The 17745-nt window shown below is 63.9% G+C and carries 17 protein-coding genes; 8 read left to right on the forward strand and 9 right to left on the reverse strand.

The features are described from left to right. Positions 1-30: 30 nt before the first annotated feature. Both GGD62_RS00440 and GGD62_RS00445 read right to left on the reverse strand, forming a co-directional pair. Positions 31-939 carry an amino acid ABC transporter substrate-binding protein gene (locus GGD62_RS00440; RefSeq protein WP_183706788.1) on the reverse strand — a complete coding sequence of 303 codons (909 nt, stop codon included), beginning with the start codon at positions 937-939 and terminating at the stop codon, positions 31-33. Between the two features lie 29 nt (positions 940-968). Then, positions 969-2129, reverse strand: coding sequence for an aminotransferase class V-fold PLP-dependent enzyme (locus GGD62_RS00445; RefSeq protein WP_183706789.1), 1161 nt, complete (start codon positions 2127-2129; stop codon positions 969-971). 239 nt (positions 2130-2368) lie between these two features. Here GGD62_RS00445 and GGD62_RS00450 point away from each other — a divergent pair, with 239 nt between their 5' ends. After that, positions 2369-3163, forward strand: coding sequence for an IclR family transcriptional regulator (locus tag GGD62_RS00450; protein WP_183237239.1), 795 nt, complete (start codon positions 2369-2371; stop codon positions 3161-3163). Between the two features lie 293 nt (positions 3164-3456). On the opposite strand, the gene GGD62_RS00455 is transcribed toward GGD62_RS00450, so the two are convergent. Further along, entirely contained in the window at positions 3457-3732 is a 276-nt protein-coding gene (locus GGD62_RS00455) for a DUF3303 domain-containing protein (RefSeq protein ID WP_018319867.1), read from the reverse strand. Between the two features lie 156 nt (positions 3733-3888). Continuing rightward, positions 3889-4314, reverse strand: coding sequence for a DUF4440 domain-containing protein (locus GGD62_RS00460; RefSeq protein ID WP_246799964.1), 426 nt, complete (start codon positions 4312-4314; stop codon positions 3889-3891). Positions 4315-4498: 184 nt separating this feature from the next. Between GGD62_RS00460 and GGD62_RS00465 the strand changes: the two genes are divergently transcribed. Beyond that, a complete protein-coding gene (locus GGD62_RS00465) occupies positions 4499-4765 on the forward strand; it encodes a hypothetical protein (protein ID WP_157644352.1) in 267 nt (88 codons plus the stop codon). Between the two features lie 608 nt (positions 4766-5373). Here GGD62_RS00465 and GGD62_RS00470 read toward each other — a convergent pair. Next, complete coding sequence (locus GGD62_RS00470; protein ID WP_183237237.1) at positions 5374-6549, reverse strand: patatin-like phospholipase family protein; 1176 nt, start codon at positions 6547-6549, stop codon at positions 5374-5376. 198 nt (positions 6550-6747) lie between these two features. Here GGD62_RS00470 and GGD62_RS00475 point away from each other — a divergent pair, with 198 nt between their 5' ends. The 3 genes from GGD62_RS00475 to GGD62_RS00485 all read left to right on the forward strand — a co-directional run bounded on the left by GGD62_RS00475 (position 6748) and on the right by GGD62_RS00485 (position 10055). After that, positions 6748-7527 carry an acetoacetate decarboxylase gene (locus GGD62_RS00475; protein ID WP_018319871.1) on the forward strand — a complete coding sequence of 260 codons (780 nt, stop codon included), beginning with the start codon at positions 6748-6750 and terminating at the stop codon, positions 7525-7527. Between the two features lie 110 nt (positions 7528-7637). After that, positions 7638-8654: a transporter gene (locus tag GGD62_RS00480; RefSeq protein WP_183706791.1), complete on the forward strand. Its 1017-nt coding sequence runs from the start codon at positions 7638-7640 to the stop codon at positions 8652-8654. A 54-nt stretch (positions 8655-8708) separates the two neighbouring features. After that, a complete protein-coding gene (locus GGD62_RS00485) occupies positions 8709-10055 on the forward strand; it encodes a carbohydrate porin (RefSeq protein ID WP_183707550.1) in 1347 nt (448 codons plus the stop codon). On the opposite strand, the gene GGD62_RS00490 is transcribed toward GGD62_RS00485, so the two are convergent. The 3 genes from GGD62_RS00490 to GGD62_RS00500 all read right to left on the reverse strand — a co-directional run bounded on the left by GGD62_RS00490 (position 10052) and on the right by GGD62_RS00500 (position 13748). Next, positions 10052-11347, reverse strand: coding sequence for an MFS transporter (locus GGD62_RS00490; protein WP_092252663.1), 1296 nt, complete (start codon positions 11345-11347; stop codon positions 10052-10054). The two genes, GGD62_RS00485 and GGD62_RS00490, sit on opposite strands and share 4 nt — an antisense overlap. A 113-nt stretch (positions 11348-11460) precedes the next feature. Next, complete coding sequence (locus GGD62_RS00495; protein ID WP_183706792.1) at positions 11461-12657, reverse strand: acetyl-CoA C-acyltransferase; 1197 nt, start codon at positions 12655-12657, stop codon at positions 11461-11463. Between the two features lie 320 nt (positions 12658-12977). Beyond that, on the reverse strand, positions 12978-13748 hold the full coding sequence (locus GGD62_RS00500; RefSeq protein WP_183237234.1) for an enoyl-CoA hydratase: 771 nt from the start codon (positions 13746-13748) through the stop codon (positions 12978-12980). Between the two features lie 154 nt (positions 13749-13902). Between GGD62_RS00500 and GGD62_RS00505 the strand changes: the two genes are divergently transcribed. Further along, complete coding sequence (locus GGD62_RS00505; RefSeq protein ID WP_018319877.1) at positions 13903-14436, forward strand: PaaI family thioesterase; 534 nt, start codon at positions 13903-13905, stop codon at positions 14434-14436. Between the two features lie 64 nt (positions 14437-14500). Further along, a complete protein-coding gene (locus GGD62_RS00510; protein ID WP_183706793.1) occupies positions 14501-15118 on the forward strand; it encodes a TetR/AcrR family transcriptional regulator in 618 nt (205 codons plus the stop codon). A 110-nt stretch (positions 15119-15228) separates the two neighbouring features. On the opposite strand, the gene GGD62_RS00515 is transcribed toward GGD62_RS00510, so the two are convergent. Further along, the gene (locus tag GGD62_RS00515) at positions 15229-16137 is read right to left on the reverse strand and encodes a LysR family transcriptional regulator (protein ID WP_018319879.1); all 909 of its coding nucleotides are present in this window, start codon (positions 16135-16137) and stop codon (positions 15229-15231) included. Between the two features lie 102 nt (positions 16138-16239). Here GGD62_RS00515 and GGD62_RS00520 point away from each other — a divergent pair, with 102 nt between their 5' ends. Next, the gene (locus tag GGD62_RS00520; RefSeq protein WP_018319880.1) at positions 16240-17736 is read left to right on the forward strand and encodes a CoA-acylating methylmalonate-semialdehyde dehydrogenase; all 1497 of its coding nucleotides are present in this window, start codon (positions 16240-16242) and stop codon (positions 17734-17736) included. The last annotated feature ends 9 nt before the right edge of the window (positions 17737-17745 follow it).

Below are 17745 nucleotides of genomic sequence, written 5' to 3' on the forward strand. Positions count from 1 at the left end.
ATTTCCGTGCGGGACGGTCAGCTCCGTCAATCAGTCGACAGCATCGCTGGGATGCGCGATCCGCGCCATCAACTCGTCCGTGAGCGGGAATGCGAGGTTCTCACCCTTGGGCGGAATCGGCTTGGTGAACCATTTCGCGTAGGTCTTCTCGAACTGGCCGGATGCCATTTGCTTGGAGAGGACGTCGTCGACGAGGCCCTTGAAGCCGGCATCACCCTTCGTGAACATCAATCCATAGTAGATCTTTGCGTAGCCCTCGGGAAGGAACAGGAGCGCGTCCGGATTTGGCGCGGCAGCCTTGAGCCCGGCGAGGAGGATATCGTCCTCCATGAAGGCGGCCGCACGGCCGGTGTTCAACATCAGGAAGGATTCCGCATGGTCCTTGGCCTGGACGATGTTGAGGCCGAGTTGCTCCCTGGCGTTGACGCTCTGCGCGAAACCGACTGCGTTGGAGCCTTGGGTGACGACAATCGTCTTGCCTTTCAGGTCGCCGGCGGTCTTCACGCCGCTGGTGGCCTTGACGAGCCATCGCGGTTGGCTGACGAACGTCGCGACCGAAAACGAGACTTGTTCCTGCCGCTTCTTGTCGTTCGCGGTGCCGCCGCACTCGATGTCGACGGTCCCGCTCTGGATCAGCGGAATCCGGTTTGAGGAGTTCACTGGCGTGTAGTTGACTTTGAGGTTGGGCAACTTCAGCTCCTCCTTGATGCGATCGACGATCGCCGCGCAGAGATCGAGCGAGAAGCCGATGGGCTTCTGATCGGGCCCGAGGTACGAGAACGGTATGGAAGCCTCGCGGTGGCCGACTGCGATTGCGCCGCTGGATTTGATCTTATCGAGCGTCGGGCTGTCGGCTGCCGCGGAGGGACTTGGGCTGGCGGCCAGGAGTACGGCCAGGAGTCCTGAGAGGCGTCCGAGCATCTGAACAAGCGTCTTCATGGTTTTTCCCTTCCCATCGGTTCTCGAGGTCAAGCTGCGGCGGACGGGCGTCCGAGCCCTCGCCGGCGGATGACGTCGATCAGGCGATCGATGTCGGTGGCGGTGTTGAACATGCCGAGTGAGACGCGAATGCCATCCCGTTCGGGCGACACGCGCACACCGTTCTCCTCGAAATGGCCAAGCCAGTCCGATGCCGGCAGGGCGATGACGTAGATGTGCGGAGCGCGATGCTTGCGCTCGCGCGGGCCAACGAGACGGACGCCCAGCTCGTCCAGGCGCGTGATCAGGTGATCGCCGAGGTCGAAGCAGTGGTTCTGGATGTTCTGGACCCCGATCTGCTCGATCATGTCGAGCGAAGCACTCAGCGCATGGACCGCGGGCAGATTGAAGTTGCCGAGCTCAAAGCGCTTGGCGGCGGGCGAGGGCGCCATTCTGTCGGTACGCGCGATGAGATCATCAGGGACCTCGGCGAGGCTCGCGGCCGCCAGATAGGCCGGCTCCAGCTCTTTGAGCGTCTTGTCCCAATAGAGAAGCCCGAGTCCTTGCGGAACCAGCAATCCCTTATGGCTGCCGGAGCCGATGAAGCTGGCGCCAATCGCCGCCGCGTTGATCGGCACCACGCCGATTGCCTGCATCACGTCCACCACGAAATAGACCTTCTTCCTGCTGCACATCGCGCCAACGCTCTCGATGTCAAAGCGGTGACCGGCGTGGAAGGTCACGTGCGACATCGAGATCGCACGCGTGTTCTCGTCGATGAAAGGCGCAAAGCTGTCGGCATCGACGACGTCAGTCATCGGGATGAAGCGGACCTCGACGCCCTTCCGTTGCAGATGGAGGAATGCGTAGGCGTTGTTCGGATGATCGCCGTGGATCATCAGGACATTGTCACCGGCCCGAAGCGGCAGTGCGTTTGCCGCGACGTTCATGCTTTCCGACGTGTTTTTCGTGAAGGCGATTTCATCCGCCGTCACGCCGAGAAAGCGAGCGACCTTGGCGCGGGTCTGCTCCACCCGGTCGAGCCAGACGCTCTTCGGTCCGGCCGTCTCGAAGCCCTCGCGAAGGAAGAGTTCGATCGCGGCCTTCACCGGGCGTGCAAGCGGGGTTTGAAACCCGGAGTCCAGATAGACCATCCGCTCGACAGCGGGGAATTCCTTCCTCACGGCGTCCACGTCGTAGTGACGAGACATGCACATCTCCTGTTGGCGCCCCGCCAGCGACTTGGCTCTCGACCAAGCGGCGGAGCGAGATTCTGGGAACGGCGAGACTGCGTTGCACAATTTCTGGTCAGTCACCGGCCGCGCCGAGAATATGAGCTTTAGGAGTTTCGACAAACATATTTTTCGTTTTTCAATATGTTTTATTCCGAAAAATGATAATATATGGCGTTGATCTTGATCTCGCAAGCGAATTTGGCCGGGAGGGGAGAATGACGAAGCGCATTCAGAAGGACGGGCCATTGGATCGTGCCTTCGCGATCGTTCGGCACGTTGCCGACCAACGCAAAGCCGTCTCGGCGGCAGAGATCGCAAAGGCTCTCTCGCTGCCGCTGCCGACGGCGCACAGGTTGATCGGAAATCTCGAGGACCGCGGACTGCTTCAAAAGGCGTTGGGGACCAAGCGTTACGTTGTCGGAAACCAGCTCGTCACACTGTCCGCGACCGTCATCGGAGCGGCCTTCCGCACCGCGCGACGGCACGCGGTGCTTCGGGCGGTTGCGGGAGAGATCGGCGAACAGTGCGAGATTGGCGTCGTCCGCGACAATGTCGTTGCCTATGTCGACAGCGTTCGCGTTTCGGAGCCGCAAGGCCTTCAGTTCAATCCGGGAGAAGCGGCGCCGCTACACTGCACGTCGACCGGAAAGATCTACATGAGCAGACTGCCTGAGCGGACGAGGGCGAATTTGTGCCGCGCGCTCCCTCTGACCAGATACACGGACACGACGATCGTCGATGTCCACGGACTGATGAAGACCCTCGAGGACACGCGGCAGAAGGGCTGGGCCAAGACAAACGAAGAATACGTCAAGGGCGTTGTGGGGTGCGCCGTCCCCATTCTGTCACCCGATCGAGAATTGATCGCTTGCCTGGGCGTCTCGGTGCCGGTGGCGCGCGTGAGCTTCGTCGAACTGGATCGGTTCATCGCGCCGCTTCAAAAGGCAGCCGCCCTGCTGTCGGAGACCATTCTGCAGGTTGAGGACGATGATGGCGCAAGTGCCCAATGATGGTATCAGCGGTCTCGCTGGCGCGCTGGTTCTCCTCATGATCTGGCTGGGCCAGCACGAACGGCCGCGCGCCAATCGACCGCTCGAGCGACGGGAGATTCGGCCCCTGTCTGAGCGCTAAAGCAGAGCCGGAAAAGTGCGCAGCGGTTTTCCGAAAAGATCATGCTCAAACAACAACCTAAAGCGCGATGACGATTCATCCTAATCGCATCGCGCTTTAGCGGCGACATCACCACGGTCGAGCACGTCACCACCGCCGGTTTCAGCGGCGGCAGCGACGTGAGTATTGATGATCAACGCTTGGGGAGCGACGCCATCACCTCGCCCGCGTCTCCGTCCTCAAGGCAGGGCGTGACGGTCAACGGGAGCAGGTCAGACCATTGCGCGAGCCAACGATACATGGCTTTTGGATCACTCGATTCAGAGATCGCAAATCCCTGTCCGTTCATGCCATGCCAGCGACCCAGCATCTTGACGCCCTCGGGTGGTGCGCCACCGGTCTCGAGAAAGCGGGCGACGGCTGCATTGAAGGTGCCTTGAGGTACGCTCCAGGTGGTTATGAATTTCATGCGATTCTCCCATGACTAGAATTATCGGATGAATGTCGCGGCTGCGCCGCATGCGCACGATAGCGCCTGCGTATCGAATGACAACGGCGAATGAACACGCGTGTCGGTTTGATTGCTCCTGCTTCCTGCCCAAGCGCTGGCTTGGAGGTAAGACGGCTACTTGCCGTCGTTCCAGATGTCGGTGGCGAGCTTCCAGTCGTTTCCGACCTTCTCCCAGACGACGACATACTTTCCGGTCACTTCCTGCGGTGTCGATCCCTTGGTCTTCAGGACGAACGTGCCGATCTCACGGGCCGCGGAAGAACCGAGTGACTTGACATCCACCGTTGTGAGCTTCGGATCGCTCACTTGTTCAGCCATGCTTTTCCACATGACCTCGATGGCTGGTCGGCCCTGCACCATCGCGGAGCCGGGCGGGAGCGCGGTCGCATCGGCACTGTAGAGGGACGCAATCCCGGAAAAATCTCCCTTGTTGAACATCTCTATCCATTTCGCATTGTTTGCTTCGATCTCGGCCTTCTGGGCCAAAGCCGGCGCGCTCAACGAGATCACGATTGCAATCGCCGATGCAATGTTGCGCATGATCATCTCCAGACTCAATGTACGATACAGATACAGGGGCAGTCGTCTTGTCTCGAAGTGGATGCATTGAATGGCCCATCCCAGACCGGGGAAGACGCAACGGCAATTCCGGAGAATTACCGTCAGCCCCATTGACGAAGCTGCGCAGTGGAGATTGACGGGCAATTGACCTGACGAGCACTCCATGTCGCGGCTCGAACGCTTGACCAGGCGCGCGCCCGCCGCCCGTCGGGCAAAACACCCTGTCAATCCCTCGACGCAAAAACATTCCTATTTACCGAATTTCGGATATGTCGTATCAATGGCCCATCCCGCCCGCCACAAGGGGCGTTTCGCGATCGTCACGAGACGCGGGCCGGGAGGCGGTGGCCGCGACGGCGTCGGCGCGCTGGGCTGGCTGCAGGGCGGGAATCCCGTGAGCAGCAGCACGCGCGATACGACACGGCGCTGACGGCGTCCTCGGTTCGGCCTCGATGGTGAGCGCACGCAAGCCATCGGGGACAGGAACGGGGATGTGCGCGGACGGCAAAATCGTGTGGTCCTGACGCCCGGGGTCTGTGCGTCAAGTGTTGCGGTGATGTTGCGGCCCAACCGGGTTCGTACATCAGTCATCTGCAAGGCGACGGGGGCAATAGTGCATCGCTCCCCGGGGAGAGCGCGACATAAGCCGTAAAGCCATTCGCGCAGGGAAGGCCGGTCGTCCGGCTACACCTGTAGTCCACCCCGTGCGCGTCTTGTTCGCACACGGGACCGCGGGTGCCAGCCGGCGCCCGGCCTTCCCTGCGCCCTTTCTGAACAAGAAGGGCAACGAAGAGAGTCAAAGCTCGGGCGAAATGAGCCGCGAGAATGCGACAGTGTGTCTTCTGAATGGATCATGTTTTATGGGCAGTCTCGTGCCCCGGACGTAGCGCGGCGTCCCCCTGGCGATGCAAAGCATCGTCCAGAACGACGATGCGGCTGCAGAGCCGGGGCCTATGTTGCGACGGATCGCGCAGTGTCTGGGTCCCGGCTCTGCGCAGCAATGCTACGCATTGCAGCGCGTCCGGGACACGAGCTCTCCTACGCGCTCTCGGTCTCCCGGTGCACGTCGTGCACGACGAGGCCCATGCCTTCCTCCGGCATCTTGATCCAGTCGCGGCGCTTCAGGGTGCGCTTGGTGTCCTCATAGCCGCTGGTCCAGTGCTCTCGCATCGAGGTGCCCGAGAATTCGTGGTCCTTGGCGTCGCCCTCATAGGCCTTCTGCTGGTAGATCAGATGCAGGATCGCGATCTCCGGCATGTGGCACAGGCTCGCCTTCAGCTTGCGCTCCTCGTCGGACAGCTGCTCGTCCGGCAGCTTCGCCAGCGCCTTGTGGAGCAGGACCTTGAGATTGTGGGTGCGGCGATAGACGTCCGTGTTGTGGCGCGTGCGCGAGGAATACATGATGTCCTTGTGGCGGGCCATCACGTCCTGGATCGAGCGCGGCAGCACGCCGCGCGCGCTGAACAGGTCGACCTGGAACACCAGCGAGTTGAGCGCATCCTCCTGGTCGAGCAGATGCTGCAGCGGTGTGTTGGAGACGATGCCGCCGTCCCAGAAATGATCGGTGCCGATCCGCACCATCGGCAGCGCCGGGGGCAGGGCGCCGGAGGCCATGATGTGCTCCGGCTCGATCTCGTCATGGGAATTGTCGAAATAGATGAAATTGCCCGAGAGCACGTTGACTGCGCCGACCGCGAAGCGAACCCTTTTCTCGTTGATGAGATCGAAGTCGATCAGCTCGAGCAAGCTCTCCTTCAGCGGCATCGTGTCGTAATAGCTGGTCGCGGTGCGCGCGCCGACCGGACTGAACCAGGGATTGACCTGGTGCGGGGTGAAGAAGCCGGGCTGGCCCATCGCCGAGGTCATCCAGGCGCTCGTGAGATTGCGCCACTGGCGGAAGACGTCGCCGTCAGGGGTGTAGTGCCAGATCTTGCGGTTGGTGATGCGCTCCCAGAAGATGCGCAGCGCCTCGAGCCGCTTCTCCGGCTTGTTGCCGGCGATGATGGCGGAGTTGATCGCGCCGATCGAGACGCCGCAGACCCAGTCGGGCTCGATGCCCGCCTCGTGCAGCGCCTGATAGACGCCGGCCTGGTAGGCGCCGAGCGCGCCGCCGCCCTGCAGCACCAGCGCGACGCGATCGCAGCGCTCGGGCCGCCAGCCCCGCGAGGGCGCCTGATGTGTCTGATATGTCGGTTGCGACGTGCGGGCGTCCATGGCGATGCCTCCTGCTTGCGCCAGACGATTGCGTCCCGTGGTGACGGCGTGATGACAAGGCGGCACCGATGCAGCGCCGGCAACGCAGACCGACCACGCTGCAACGGCAGGGGTCGTGCGGATGACGGAAAAGCTTCACATCGCAGTCAATGAGGATCGCTAGCAATTGCCGCCGATCAGGATCACAGGAGACCTGCGATGCGTAGCGAAGACGTGCTGAGACTTCCGTCAATGCCGGCGGCGGGGCCGAGCTATCCGGCCGGGCCGTATCGGTTCGTCAACCGCGAATTCCTTGTCATCACCTACGAGACCGATCCGGAGCTGATCCGCGCCGGCCTGCCCGAGCCGCTGCAGCCGATCGACCAGCCGATCGTGCATTACGAATGGATCAAAATGCCTGACTCCTCCGGCTTCGGCAGCTACACCGAATCCGGCCTCGTCATCCCCGCGCGCCTCAACGGCGAGGACGTCAACTTCGTCTCGCAGATGTATCTGGACGACGATCCGCCGATCGCCGCCGGCCGCGAGATCTGGGGCTTTCCCAAGAAGTACGCACATCCCAAGCTCGAGATCGTCAAGGACACGCTGACGGGCACGCTGGAATATGCCGGCCAGCTCGTCGCCATGGGCACCATGGGCTACAAGCACGAGAGCATGGCCGGCAACGGCGATCTCACGCGCGCCACGCTGTCGAAGACGCAGATCAATCTGAAGATGATCCCGGGCGTCGACGGCCGTCTCGAGGTCTGCCAGCTGGTCGCGATCAATCTCGTCGACATCGTGCCGAAGGGCTCCTGGATGGGGCCGGGCCGGCTGCATCTGGTGCCGCATGTCAACGCGCCGGTCGCGGATTTCCCGGTGCGCCGCTGCCTCGGCGCGCATCACTACATCGCCGATCTGACGCTGCCGTTCGGCCGCGTCGTGCACGACTACATCAGGCAAGCCGAGGCGGCCGCGACCGGGCTGGCGGCGGAATAGGGCGGCATCATCAAACTGTAACACTGGCGTAATTGAGTACCCGTCTGGGTCCGGAAGATGCCGTCAGCCATCGTCCGGAATGGGGCAGTTGTTGATGGTTGGGGTTGGCCATGGCTGAGCCGGCAAAGCTTGTCAGCGCCTTATCGAGCACTGATCCCGCCATTCCCGGCCTGGTCTGGGCCTTTCGCCTGCACAGCGACGGCAGTGCCGAGGCACTGCCGATCGACCAGCCGATCGAGTTCAGCCATGACGGCCGGCTCTGGCTGCATTTCAACCTGACTGACGCGCGGGCACGGCCCTGGATCGGAGCGTCGCAGCTGCCGCCGCTGGCGCGCGAGCTGCTGCTGTCGAGCGACACCTTCCAGCAGCTTCACGTCATCGACCACTGCGTCTACGGCGTATTCTCCGATCTCGTGCGCGAGATCGACAGCGCAACGGAGGAGACCGCGTTCCTGCGCTTCGCCATGACCGAGCGGCTGCTGGTCTCCGGTCGCCACCAGGCGCTGTGCTCGGCGGACGCCACGCGGCGGGTGCTCGAAGGCGGCTACCGCGTCGACAACGTCGCCCATCTGCTCGAAAAGATCGTCGACGAGGTCGCCGACACGCTGGACCCGATGGCCGACAAGCTCGGCCAGGAGATCGACGATATCGAGGAGCGCATCCTCGCCGATGACGCCAGGCCCGAGATGCGCCGCAACCTCGGCCGTCTGCGCCGCACCTGCGTGCGGCTGCATCGGCAGCTCACGGGATTGCGCACGCTGTTTCACCGTCTCGATCAGAAGAACACCGATCATTTGTCGCCGGCGTTGCGGATCCAGGCCGGCAAGCTCGCGCAGCGGCTCGATGGCCTCGATCACGACATCGTCGAGCTGCGCGAACGCAGCCGCCTGCTCGAGGAGGAGCTGCGGTTCAAGAACGAGGAGGAGAGCAATCGCCATCTCCACACCCTCTCGATCGTGACCTCGCTGTTGCTGCCGCCGACGCTGATCACCGGCATCTTCGGCATGAACACCAAGGGCCTGCCGTTGACCGACGTCGAGAGCGGATTCATCTGGGCAGCGGTGCTGATGGCCTCCTCGGTTGCTGCGGCCTATCTCTTCATGAGGCGCACCGGTATCTTCAAGTAGCGTGTGTCGATCGTGAGTTGGGCGACCCAAATATCCGTAGCGGCCGCGATTGCGATGGCCTGCACGGCGACGAGCGCGCGCGCCGGCGCCAAGGACGAGAGCGCGGCCGCATGGCTGTTTCCGAAATGGTTCAACGCGTGGCATGACGGCCTTGCCGGCAAGGGCCTGAATTTCGGCGCCACCTATATCGCAGACAATATCGCCAATGCCGCCGGCGGCGTGAAGCGCGGCGCCATCCATTTCGGCCGGCTCGATCTGTCGGTCGATGCCGACCTCGGCAAGCTGGTCGGCTGGACCGGTGGCCGCTTTTACGCCAATGCCTTCATCATCTACGGCCAGGGCCTTTCCCGCAACTACGTGATGAACCTCGCCACCATCAGCGAGATCGAGGCGCTGCCGGATCAGCGGCTCTACAATGCCTATTTCGAGCAGAGCTTTTTCAATGACCGCCTGAACATCCGGGCCGGCCAGCAGGCCGCCGATGTCGAGTTCTTCGACAGCCAGACCGACGACCTCTTCGTCAACGGCACCTTCGGCTGGCCCGCGATCAAGGCCAGCAACCTTCCGGCCGGCGGCCCGGCGCCGCCGATCGCCGTACCCGGCATTCGCATCAAGGCTGCGCTAACCGACAAGATCACCGCGTATGGTGCGGTGTTCAACGGCGATCCGTCAGGGCCCGGCGATGTCGATCCGCAACTGCGCGATCATCATGGCCTGGCATTCCGCATCAACGATCCGCCGTGGGTGATCGGGCAGGTTCGCTTCAACTACGCCATCGATATCGGCGGCCGCCCGCTCGCCGGCAATTTCACGCCGGGCGCGTGGAAGCATTACGGCTCGTTCGACAGCCAGCGCTTGACGGCGGAGGGGATGTCGATCGCCGATCCCGGCGGCAGCGGTATTCCTGCAAGGCTCAAAGGCAATTACGGCATCTTCGCCGTGATCGAGCAGGTGCTCTATCGCCCGCCTGAGGTTACCGAGACCAGCACGTCGGCCTCGCTCCCCGGCATCACCGCGTTCGGCCGCATCGCCTACAGCCCGCCGGACCGCAATCTGATCGATCTCTATATGGACGGCGGTATCGGCTTCGTCGGCTTCACGCCGGGCCGTCCGCTCGACCGCTTCGGCGTGGCGATGGCCTACATGCGGATCTCTAACACTGCGCGCAATCTCGACGTCGATACGCAGGCCTTCACCGGCATCCGCAGTCCGGTGCGCAGCAACGAGACGCTGATCGAGATGATCTACGAGGCGCACGTCAAGCCGGGCTGGTTGATCGCGCCATATTTCCAATATGTGTTCCGCCCCTCGGGCGGAATTCAGAACCCGAACGATCCCAGCGGCGTTTCGCGGATCGGTGACGCCGCGGTGTTCGGCGTCACCTCCACGCTCCGGTACTAGGCCGAGGCCGCCGCCGGCTGTAGTTTTGGCTGCCGCGACAGCGCCAGCACGATCAGCGAGGCGAACACGCAGAGCGCGCCGGCGATGAAGAACGCGGGCAGGTAGCTCTCATAGACCGTCCGCGAGAGACCAGCGCCGAAGGCGGCGGTCCCGGCGCCGAGCTGGTGGCCCGCAAAGATCCAGCCGAACACCAGATTGGCGCGCTCGGGCCCGAACTTTTGCGCGGTGAGGCGCACCGTCGGCGGTACGGTTGCGATCCAGTCGAGACCGTAGAACATCGCGAAGATTGACAGGCCGTAGAACGAGAAGTCGCTGAAGGGAAGGAAGATCAGCGAGAGCCCGCGCAGGCCGTAATACCAGAACAGGAGATAGCGATTGTCATAGCGGTCCGACAGCCAGCCCGACATTATGGTGCCGAAGAAGTCGAAGATGCCCATGGCCGCAAGCAGGCTCGCGGCCTGCACTTGCGGGATGCCGAAATCGAGGCACATCGGGATCAGGTGCACCTGGACGAGGCCATTGGTCGAGGCGCCGCAGACGAAGAAGGTCGCAAACAGGATCCAGAATGCAGTCGACTTCGAGGCGTCGCGCAGCGTGCCGAGCGCCACGCCCGTGATCGAGCCGTGGCTCACGGGCGGGGCGGGCAGGGGCTCGGTGCCCTCGTCGCCGAACGGACGCAGGCCGACGTCGCTCGGCCGGTCGCGCATCGCTAGCAGGACGGCCAGCGCGGAGACGGCGAGCATGATGCAGACGAAGCCGAGCGCGAGTCGCCAGCCATAGCGTTCGGTGAGGCTTGCGAGCAGCGGCAGGAACACGAGCTGGCCGGTGGCGACGCTCGCGGTCATGATGCCGACGACGAGGCCGCGCCGTGCCGCGAACCAGCGCGTGGCAATGGTTGCGCCGAGCACCAGCGCGGTCATGCCGGTGCCGATGCCGATCACCACGCCCCACAGCGCGACGAGCTGCCAGACCTCGGTCATGCCGAGCGAGAGCACGAGCGCCGAGACGACGATGAGCTGTGCCGCCAGCGTGACGTTGCGCAGGCCGTAGCGGTTGAGCAGGGCGGCCGCGAATGGCGCCATCAGTCCGAACAGAATGAAACGGATCGACAGTGCGGAGGAGATCTGCGCCGTGCTCCAGCCGAACTCCTTTTGAAGCGGAACGATGAACACCCCGGGCGCGCCGACCGTGCCGGCGCTGATCAGCGCGGCGAGGAAGGTCACGCCGACCATCACCCAGCCGTAATGAATGTTGCGGCGGGACAATGCTGCCGCGAGCCAGTTCGAGATCATTGGGCCTCAATGTGGTTTGGCGAGCCCGGTGGGACTCGCGTCATGGTTCCAGTCTGGCACGGGGAAGGGAAGTCTGAAATGACAGACTTCCCTCTATTTCGGACACCCGCGCGTCAGCGCGCCAGCCGCTCCACCGCGATCGCCGTGGCTTCGCCGCCGCCGATGCAGAGCGCGGCGATACCGCGCTTGAGGTTGTTCGCCTCGAGCGCATGCAGCAGGGTCACGATCAGCCGCGCGCCGGTGGCGCCGATGGGATGCCCGAGCGCGCAGGCGCCGCCATTGATGTTCAGCTTATCTCGGGGAATGCCGAGATCGCGCTGTGCCGCCATTGCCACCACGGCAAAGGCCTCGTTGATCTCGAACAGATCGACGTCGGAGGCGGCCCAGCCGACCTTGTCGAGCAGCTTGCGGATCGCGGGGATCGGCGCCGTGGTGAACCATTGCGGCTCCTGGCTGTGGGTGGCGTGGCCCTTGATCTCCGCGAGAACGGGCAAGCCGCCCCGATCGGCGAGCGAGCGCTTCGCCAGCACCAGCGCCGCGGCGCCGTCGGCATTGGCGGAGGAGGCGGCCGGCGTGATGGTGCCGTTGGCACGGAATGCCGGCTTCAGGCCTGGGATCTTGGCCGGATCGACCTTCAGCGGATGCTCATCATTGGCGACGATTCGGGGGCCGGCCTTTTCCGCGAGCGTGATCGGCGCAATCTCAGCCTTGAACGCGCCGCCCTCGACCGCCTTGCGGGCGCGGCTCAGCGTCTCCATCGCATAGGCGTCCTGGTCCTTGCGGGTGAACTGGTACGTCTCCGCGGTGGCCTCGCCGAAATCGCCCATGGAACGGCCGGTCTCGTAGGCGTCCTCAAGGCCATCCATCATCATGTGGTCGATGATGCGGTCGTGGCCGACGCGGTAGCCGCCGCGCGCCTTGGCGAGGAGATAGGGCGCGTTGCTCATGCTCTCCATGCCGCCGGAGACGACGATGTCGGCCGAGCCGGCGCGAATGATGTCGTGCGCCAGCATGGTTGCCTTCATGCCGGAACCGCAGACCTTGTTGACCGTGGTCGCGCCGGTGGCGTCGGGCAGCCCGGCCGCGCGCGCCGCCTGCCGCGCGGGTGCCTGTCCCTGGCCGGCCGGCAGCACGCAGCCCATGAAGACCTCGTCGACTTTCTCGGGTGCAAGGCTTGCGCGCTCCAGCGCCGCGCCGATCACGTGTGACCCGAGCTTGTGCGCGGGAAGAGGCGAGAGCTCGCCCATGAAGCGGCCGAGCGGGGTGCGGGCGGCGGAGACGATGACGACGGGATCGGCGGCTTCGGCCATGATGGGACTCCCTGGCGATGATGTGTAGGATTATGATCATCATATGATGCGCCGCAAAAAATGCAACCGCGACAGGGATGAGAAAATCTTGCGGTTCGCATGAGATTTGGTCGTGTGAGACGGGCAGGGAGGTTGGGCCGGGTGGGGATGAAGCTTGGTCGTTCCACACACACCGCTGTCATCGCCCGGCTTGACCGGGCGATCCAGTATTCCAGAGGGCGCTATGATTGAGCCGAGAGGCTGCGGCGTACTGGATGCCCCGGTCAAGCCGGGGCATGACGCCTTTTAAAATGGAGAGAGTCTAACCCATCACAGCGCGCCTACCGCTTCCTGTTCACGAACGCCTGCATCAGCCGCGTCGGCTCGTCCGTGAGGAACGACTCGCCGAACACCTTGACACTCAGATTCACCGACTCCGTTAGCGGCAGCTCCTCCCATTGCCGAAGCAGCGCCTTCTGCGACCGCAGTGCCTCGGGGCCGCATGCGAGCAGTGCGTTCACGAGATGCTCGATCTCGGCATCCAGTCCGCCCTCAAGTGCCACCTTGTCGACCAGCCCCCAGGCGAGCGCCGTCGGCGCGTCGATGTTCTCCGCCGTCATCACCAGCCAGCGCGCCCGGGCCCAGCCGATCAGGCGCGGCAAGAGCGCTGCGTGGATCACCGAGGGGATGCCGACGCGTACCTCCGGCATGCCGAAATGCGCATCATGCGCGGCAATCCGGAAATCGCAGGCGGCCGCCACTTCGAGGCCGCCGCCGAGGCACCAGCCGGGCATGCGGGCGATCACCGGTGCCGGGAATTGGCGCACCGCTTCGCAGAGATCGCGCAGGCGGCTGATGAAAGCCTCCGCCGATTTCTGCTCGAGCTTGGCCATCTCCTTGATGTCGGCGCCGCCGATCATGCTCTTCTCGCTCTGGCCGCGCAGCACCACGACGCGGATGCTGCGGTCGGATGCAAGCCGCTGCAGGCCTTCGCGCAGGGCGTCGGTCACCGGCGAGCCGAGAATATTGAGCGGGCCGGCGTTGCAGATCGCGACATGAACGACCCCGCGCGTATCGCGCGTCACGCCGCAGTGGTGGTTGAGCATTTCCATCGTGGCATCTCGAAGGTTTCGTGGACCGGCGCGAGGCGCGCGGGTCGGTGCCACTTCCGGGCCGAAACGTCCTTGTTGTCAAGCGGGGGTGGGGGCGAGTTGCAAGTGCGAAGTCCGTCGCATAGTATGACATATATCATACAAAAGGGATCCCATGACTGAAGCCGACCAACTCGAACTGTTTTCGCCCGCGCAGCGGCGCGAGCGCGTGGTGGACTGGCAGGTGCCGGCGCCGGTCGCGAAAGTCGCGATGGGCCTGTCGGGCATGGACGCCATGCTGGGCATTCGCGACGGCCGGCTGCCGCCGCCGCCTTTTGCAAAACTGATCGGCTTCAATGTGGGGGTGGTCGAGCCGGGTCGGATCGTCATGGAACTGGAGCCGCGCGAGGATCTCGAAAACACCATCGGACTGATCCACGGCGCGACCGCAGCTGCGCTGCTCGATACCGCGATGGGATGCGCGATCTCGACCCGGTTGGAAGCCGGGCAGAGCTCCGTGACGCTCGACCTGAAAATGACCTTCCTGCGTCCGCTCTCGGTTCGCTCGGGCCTGATCTCGGCCGAAGGCAGGGTGATCAAGCTGGGGCGGCAGACCAGCTACACCGAAGGCTTCGTCCGGGACGGCAAGGGCGCCCTTGCGGTGCACGCAACTGCAACGTTTTCCATGATCGGAAGCAACTTAACATGAATTAATGCACCCTTTTCGTCATTTGCGTGTTATGAGATGACCATCGACATTCAATGAGAACCGCATGCGCTACTCCCGGGAACACAAGCAGGAAACCCACGACCGCATCGTGAGGAAGGCCTCCGTGCGGCTGCGCGAAAAGGGCGCCCATGGCATCGGCGTCGCCGACCTCATGAAGGAGGCAGGCCTGACCCATGGCGGCTTCTACGCGCATTTCGATTCCCGCGAGGCGCTGGTGATCGAGGCGTTCGGTTATGCGATGGACCGCTCGATGGAGCACTGGCGCAAGATCACCGACGAGGTTTCGCCGGACAAGCGGCTGGCGATGATCGCGGAGGCCTACCTGTCGGCGCTGCATCGCGACAATCCCGGCCATGGCTGCTCGATTCCCGCTCTCGGTGCCGAGATCGCCCGCGAGAGCCCGAAGGCGCGAAAGGCATTTGCCGGCAAGCTCGACGAGATGATCGAGCAGCTGGCGGACAACATTCCGAGCATGCCGCGCAAGGCCGCACGCAAGCAGGCGGTCGCGACGCTGGCGACGATGGCCGGCACCATGCTGCTGGCCCGCATTGCCGGGTCGAGCGAGCTGTCCGACGAGGTGTTGAAGGTAGGCCGGGACAGTGCGCTGGAGGGCACGAAGCGCGAGCCGAAGGCGGCGGCGGTGAAGAAGGCGAAGACCTAGGCGAGGTGCCGTAGGGTGGGCAAAGCGCAGCGTGCCCACGACTTCGTCGCTATCGAAGAGAGATGGTGGGCACGGCGCTTTGCGCCTTTGCCCACCCTACGGGACCGGTGCTACCGCCCCGCAAACAGCGCCCGTTCGCGCTCGACGATCTCGCCGATGTAATCCGCCACCGCTCTGATCCGCGCCAGATCCTTGCTGTCGGCGTGCATCAGCATCCAGAATGTCCGCGTGATCGAGATCTCCTCGGGCAGCACCGGAACGAGTTGCGGATAATCGCTCGCCATGAAATGCGGCAGCACCGCGATGCCAAAGCCCGAGAGCGTGGCATTGAGCTGCGCTATCAGATTGGCGCTGCGGAAGCGCGCCGAGATCCGCGGCGACACCTGCGGCAGATAATCGAGTTCCGGCGTGAACAAGAGCTCTTCGATGTAGCCGACGAAGCGGTGCTGCGGCAGATCCTGCCGCGAGGTGATCGCAGGGAAGCGGTCGAGATAGGCGGGTGCGGCGTAGAGGCCGAGGCGGTAGTCGAGCAGCTTGCGGCCGACGATGCGACCTTCCTTCGGCATGGTCAGGCTGATGGCGATGTCGGCCTCGCGCTTGGAGAGACTGAACAGCCGCGCGGTGGCCACAAGTTGCAGATCGAGATCGGGATACCGGTCGGCGAAGGGGGCCAGCCGCGGTGCCAGGAAGGCCGTGCCGAACCCGTCGGGCGCGCCGATCCGCACCGTCCCCGTCAGACGCGCCACGGAGCCGCCGACCTGCTCCTGGTTGGCGACGATGGTCGATTCCATCGCTTCCGCGCTGTCGGCGACGCGCTGGCCGGCCTCGGTGAGGAGGTAGCCGGTCTTGCGCCGGTCGAACAGCTTAGCCGAGAGGTGCTTTTCCAGCCGGTCGACGCGGCGGATCACCGTGGCATGGTCCACTCCGAGCTGTTTTGCCGCAGCCGACACCGAGCCGCCCCGCACGATGGCCAGCACGAAGCGAAAGTCGTCCCAATCGATAGCGCCTTGATCCAGCATTTTCGCACATCTATGGTGCATTATCTCAGACTTGAATCCTATAAAATGCAGGTCGATAGGATTTGTCAAAGCGATCAAGCTCGGCCTCAAGGAGATCATTCCATGCGTTCAGTCGGACATTTCATCGGTGGCAAGGAAGTAAAGGGCACCTCTGGCCGCACCGCCGACGTTTTCGAGCCGATGACCGGTGACGTCCAGGCCAAGGTGGCGCTGGCGTCCAAGGCGGAGGTCCGCGCCGCCGTCGAGAACGCCCGCGCGGCACAGCCCGAATGGGCCGCGACCAACCCGCAGCGCCGCGCCCGGGTCATGATGAGATTCGTCGAGCTGGTGCAGCGCGACTACGACAAGCTGGCCGAGCTGCTGGCCCGCGAGCACGGCAAGACCGTGCCGGACGCCAAGGGCGACATCCAGCGCGGCCTCGAGGTCGCCGAGTTCGCCTGCGGCATCCCGCATCTGATGAAGGGCGAATACACCGAAGGCGCCGGCCCCGGCATCGACATCTATTCGATGCGCCAGGCACTCGGTGTCGTCGCCGGTATCACGCCGTTCAACTTCCCGGCAATGATCCCGATGTGGAAGTTCGCGCCCGCGATCGCCTGCGGCAACGCCTTCATCCTCAAGCCCTCCGAGCGCGATCCCGGCGTGCCGATGCTGCTCGCCGAGCTCATGATCGAGGCAGGCCTGCCGGCCGGCATCCTCAACGTCGTCAACGGCGACAAGGAGGCAGTCGACGCCATCCTGGACGATCCCGATATCAAGGCCGTCGGCTTCGTCGGCTCCACGCCGATCGCGCAGTACATCTATGAGCGCGCCGCCCAAACCGGCAAGCGCTGCCAGTGCTTTGGCGGCGCCAAGAACCACGCCATCATCATGCCGGATGCCGACATGGACCAGGCGGTCGACGCGCTGATCGGTGCGGGCTATGGCTCGGCGGGCGAGCGCTGCATGGCGGTCTCGGTCGCGGTCCCCGTCGGCAAGTCCACCGCCGACCGTCTCATGGAAAAGCTGATCCCGCGGGTCGAGAGCCTCAAGATCGGCACCTCGATCGATCCGTCCGCCGATTACGGCCCGCTGGTCACGCGCGAGGCGGTCGAGAAGGTCAAGGGCTACATCGACATCGGCATCAAGGAAGGCGCGACGCTCGCAGTCGATGGCCGCGGCTTCAAGATGCAGGGCTACGAGAACGGCTTTTATCTCGGCGGCTCGCTGTTCGACAACGTCACCAAGGACATGCGGATCTACAAGGAAGAGATCTTCGGCCCCGTGCTCTCGGTCGTGCGTGCGCACGACTACAAGGAGGCGCTGGCGCTGCCGTCGGATCACGACTACGGCAACGGCGTTGCGATCTTCACCCGCGACGGCGACGCCGCCCGCGACTTCGCGGCCAAGGTCAATGTCGGCATGGTCGGCATCAACGTGCCGATCCCGGTGCCGATCGCCTATTACACCTTTGGCGGCTGGAAGAAGTCGGGTTTTGGCGATCTCAACCAGCACGGTCCGGACTCGGTCCGCTTCTACACCAAGACCAAGACGGTGACCTCGCGCTGGCCGTCCGGCGTCAAGGAAGGCGCGGAGTTCTCGATCCCGCTGATGAAGTGATCCCCTTGA

It is taken from the genome of Bradyrhizobium sp. ERR14 (assembly GCF_014198235.1).
Lineage (GTDB): Bacteria > Pseudomonadota > Alphaproteobacteria > Rhizobiales > Xanthobacteraceae > Bradyrhizobium.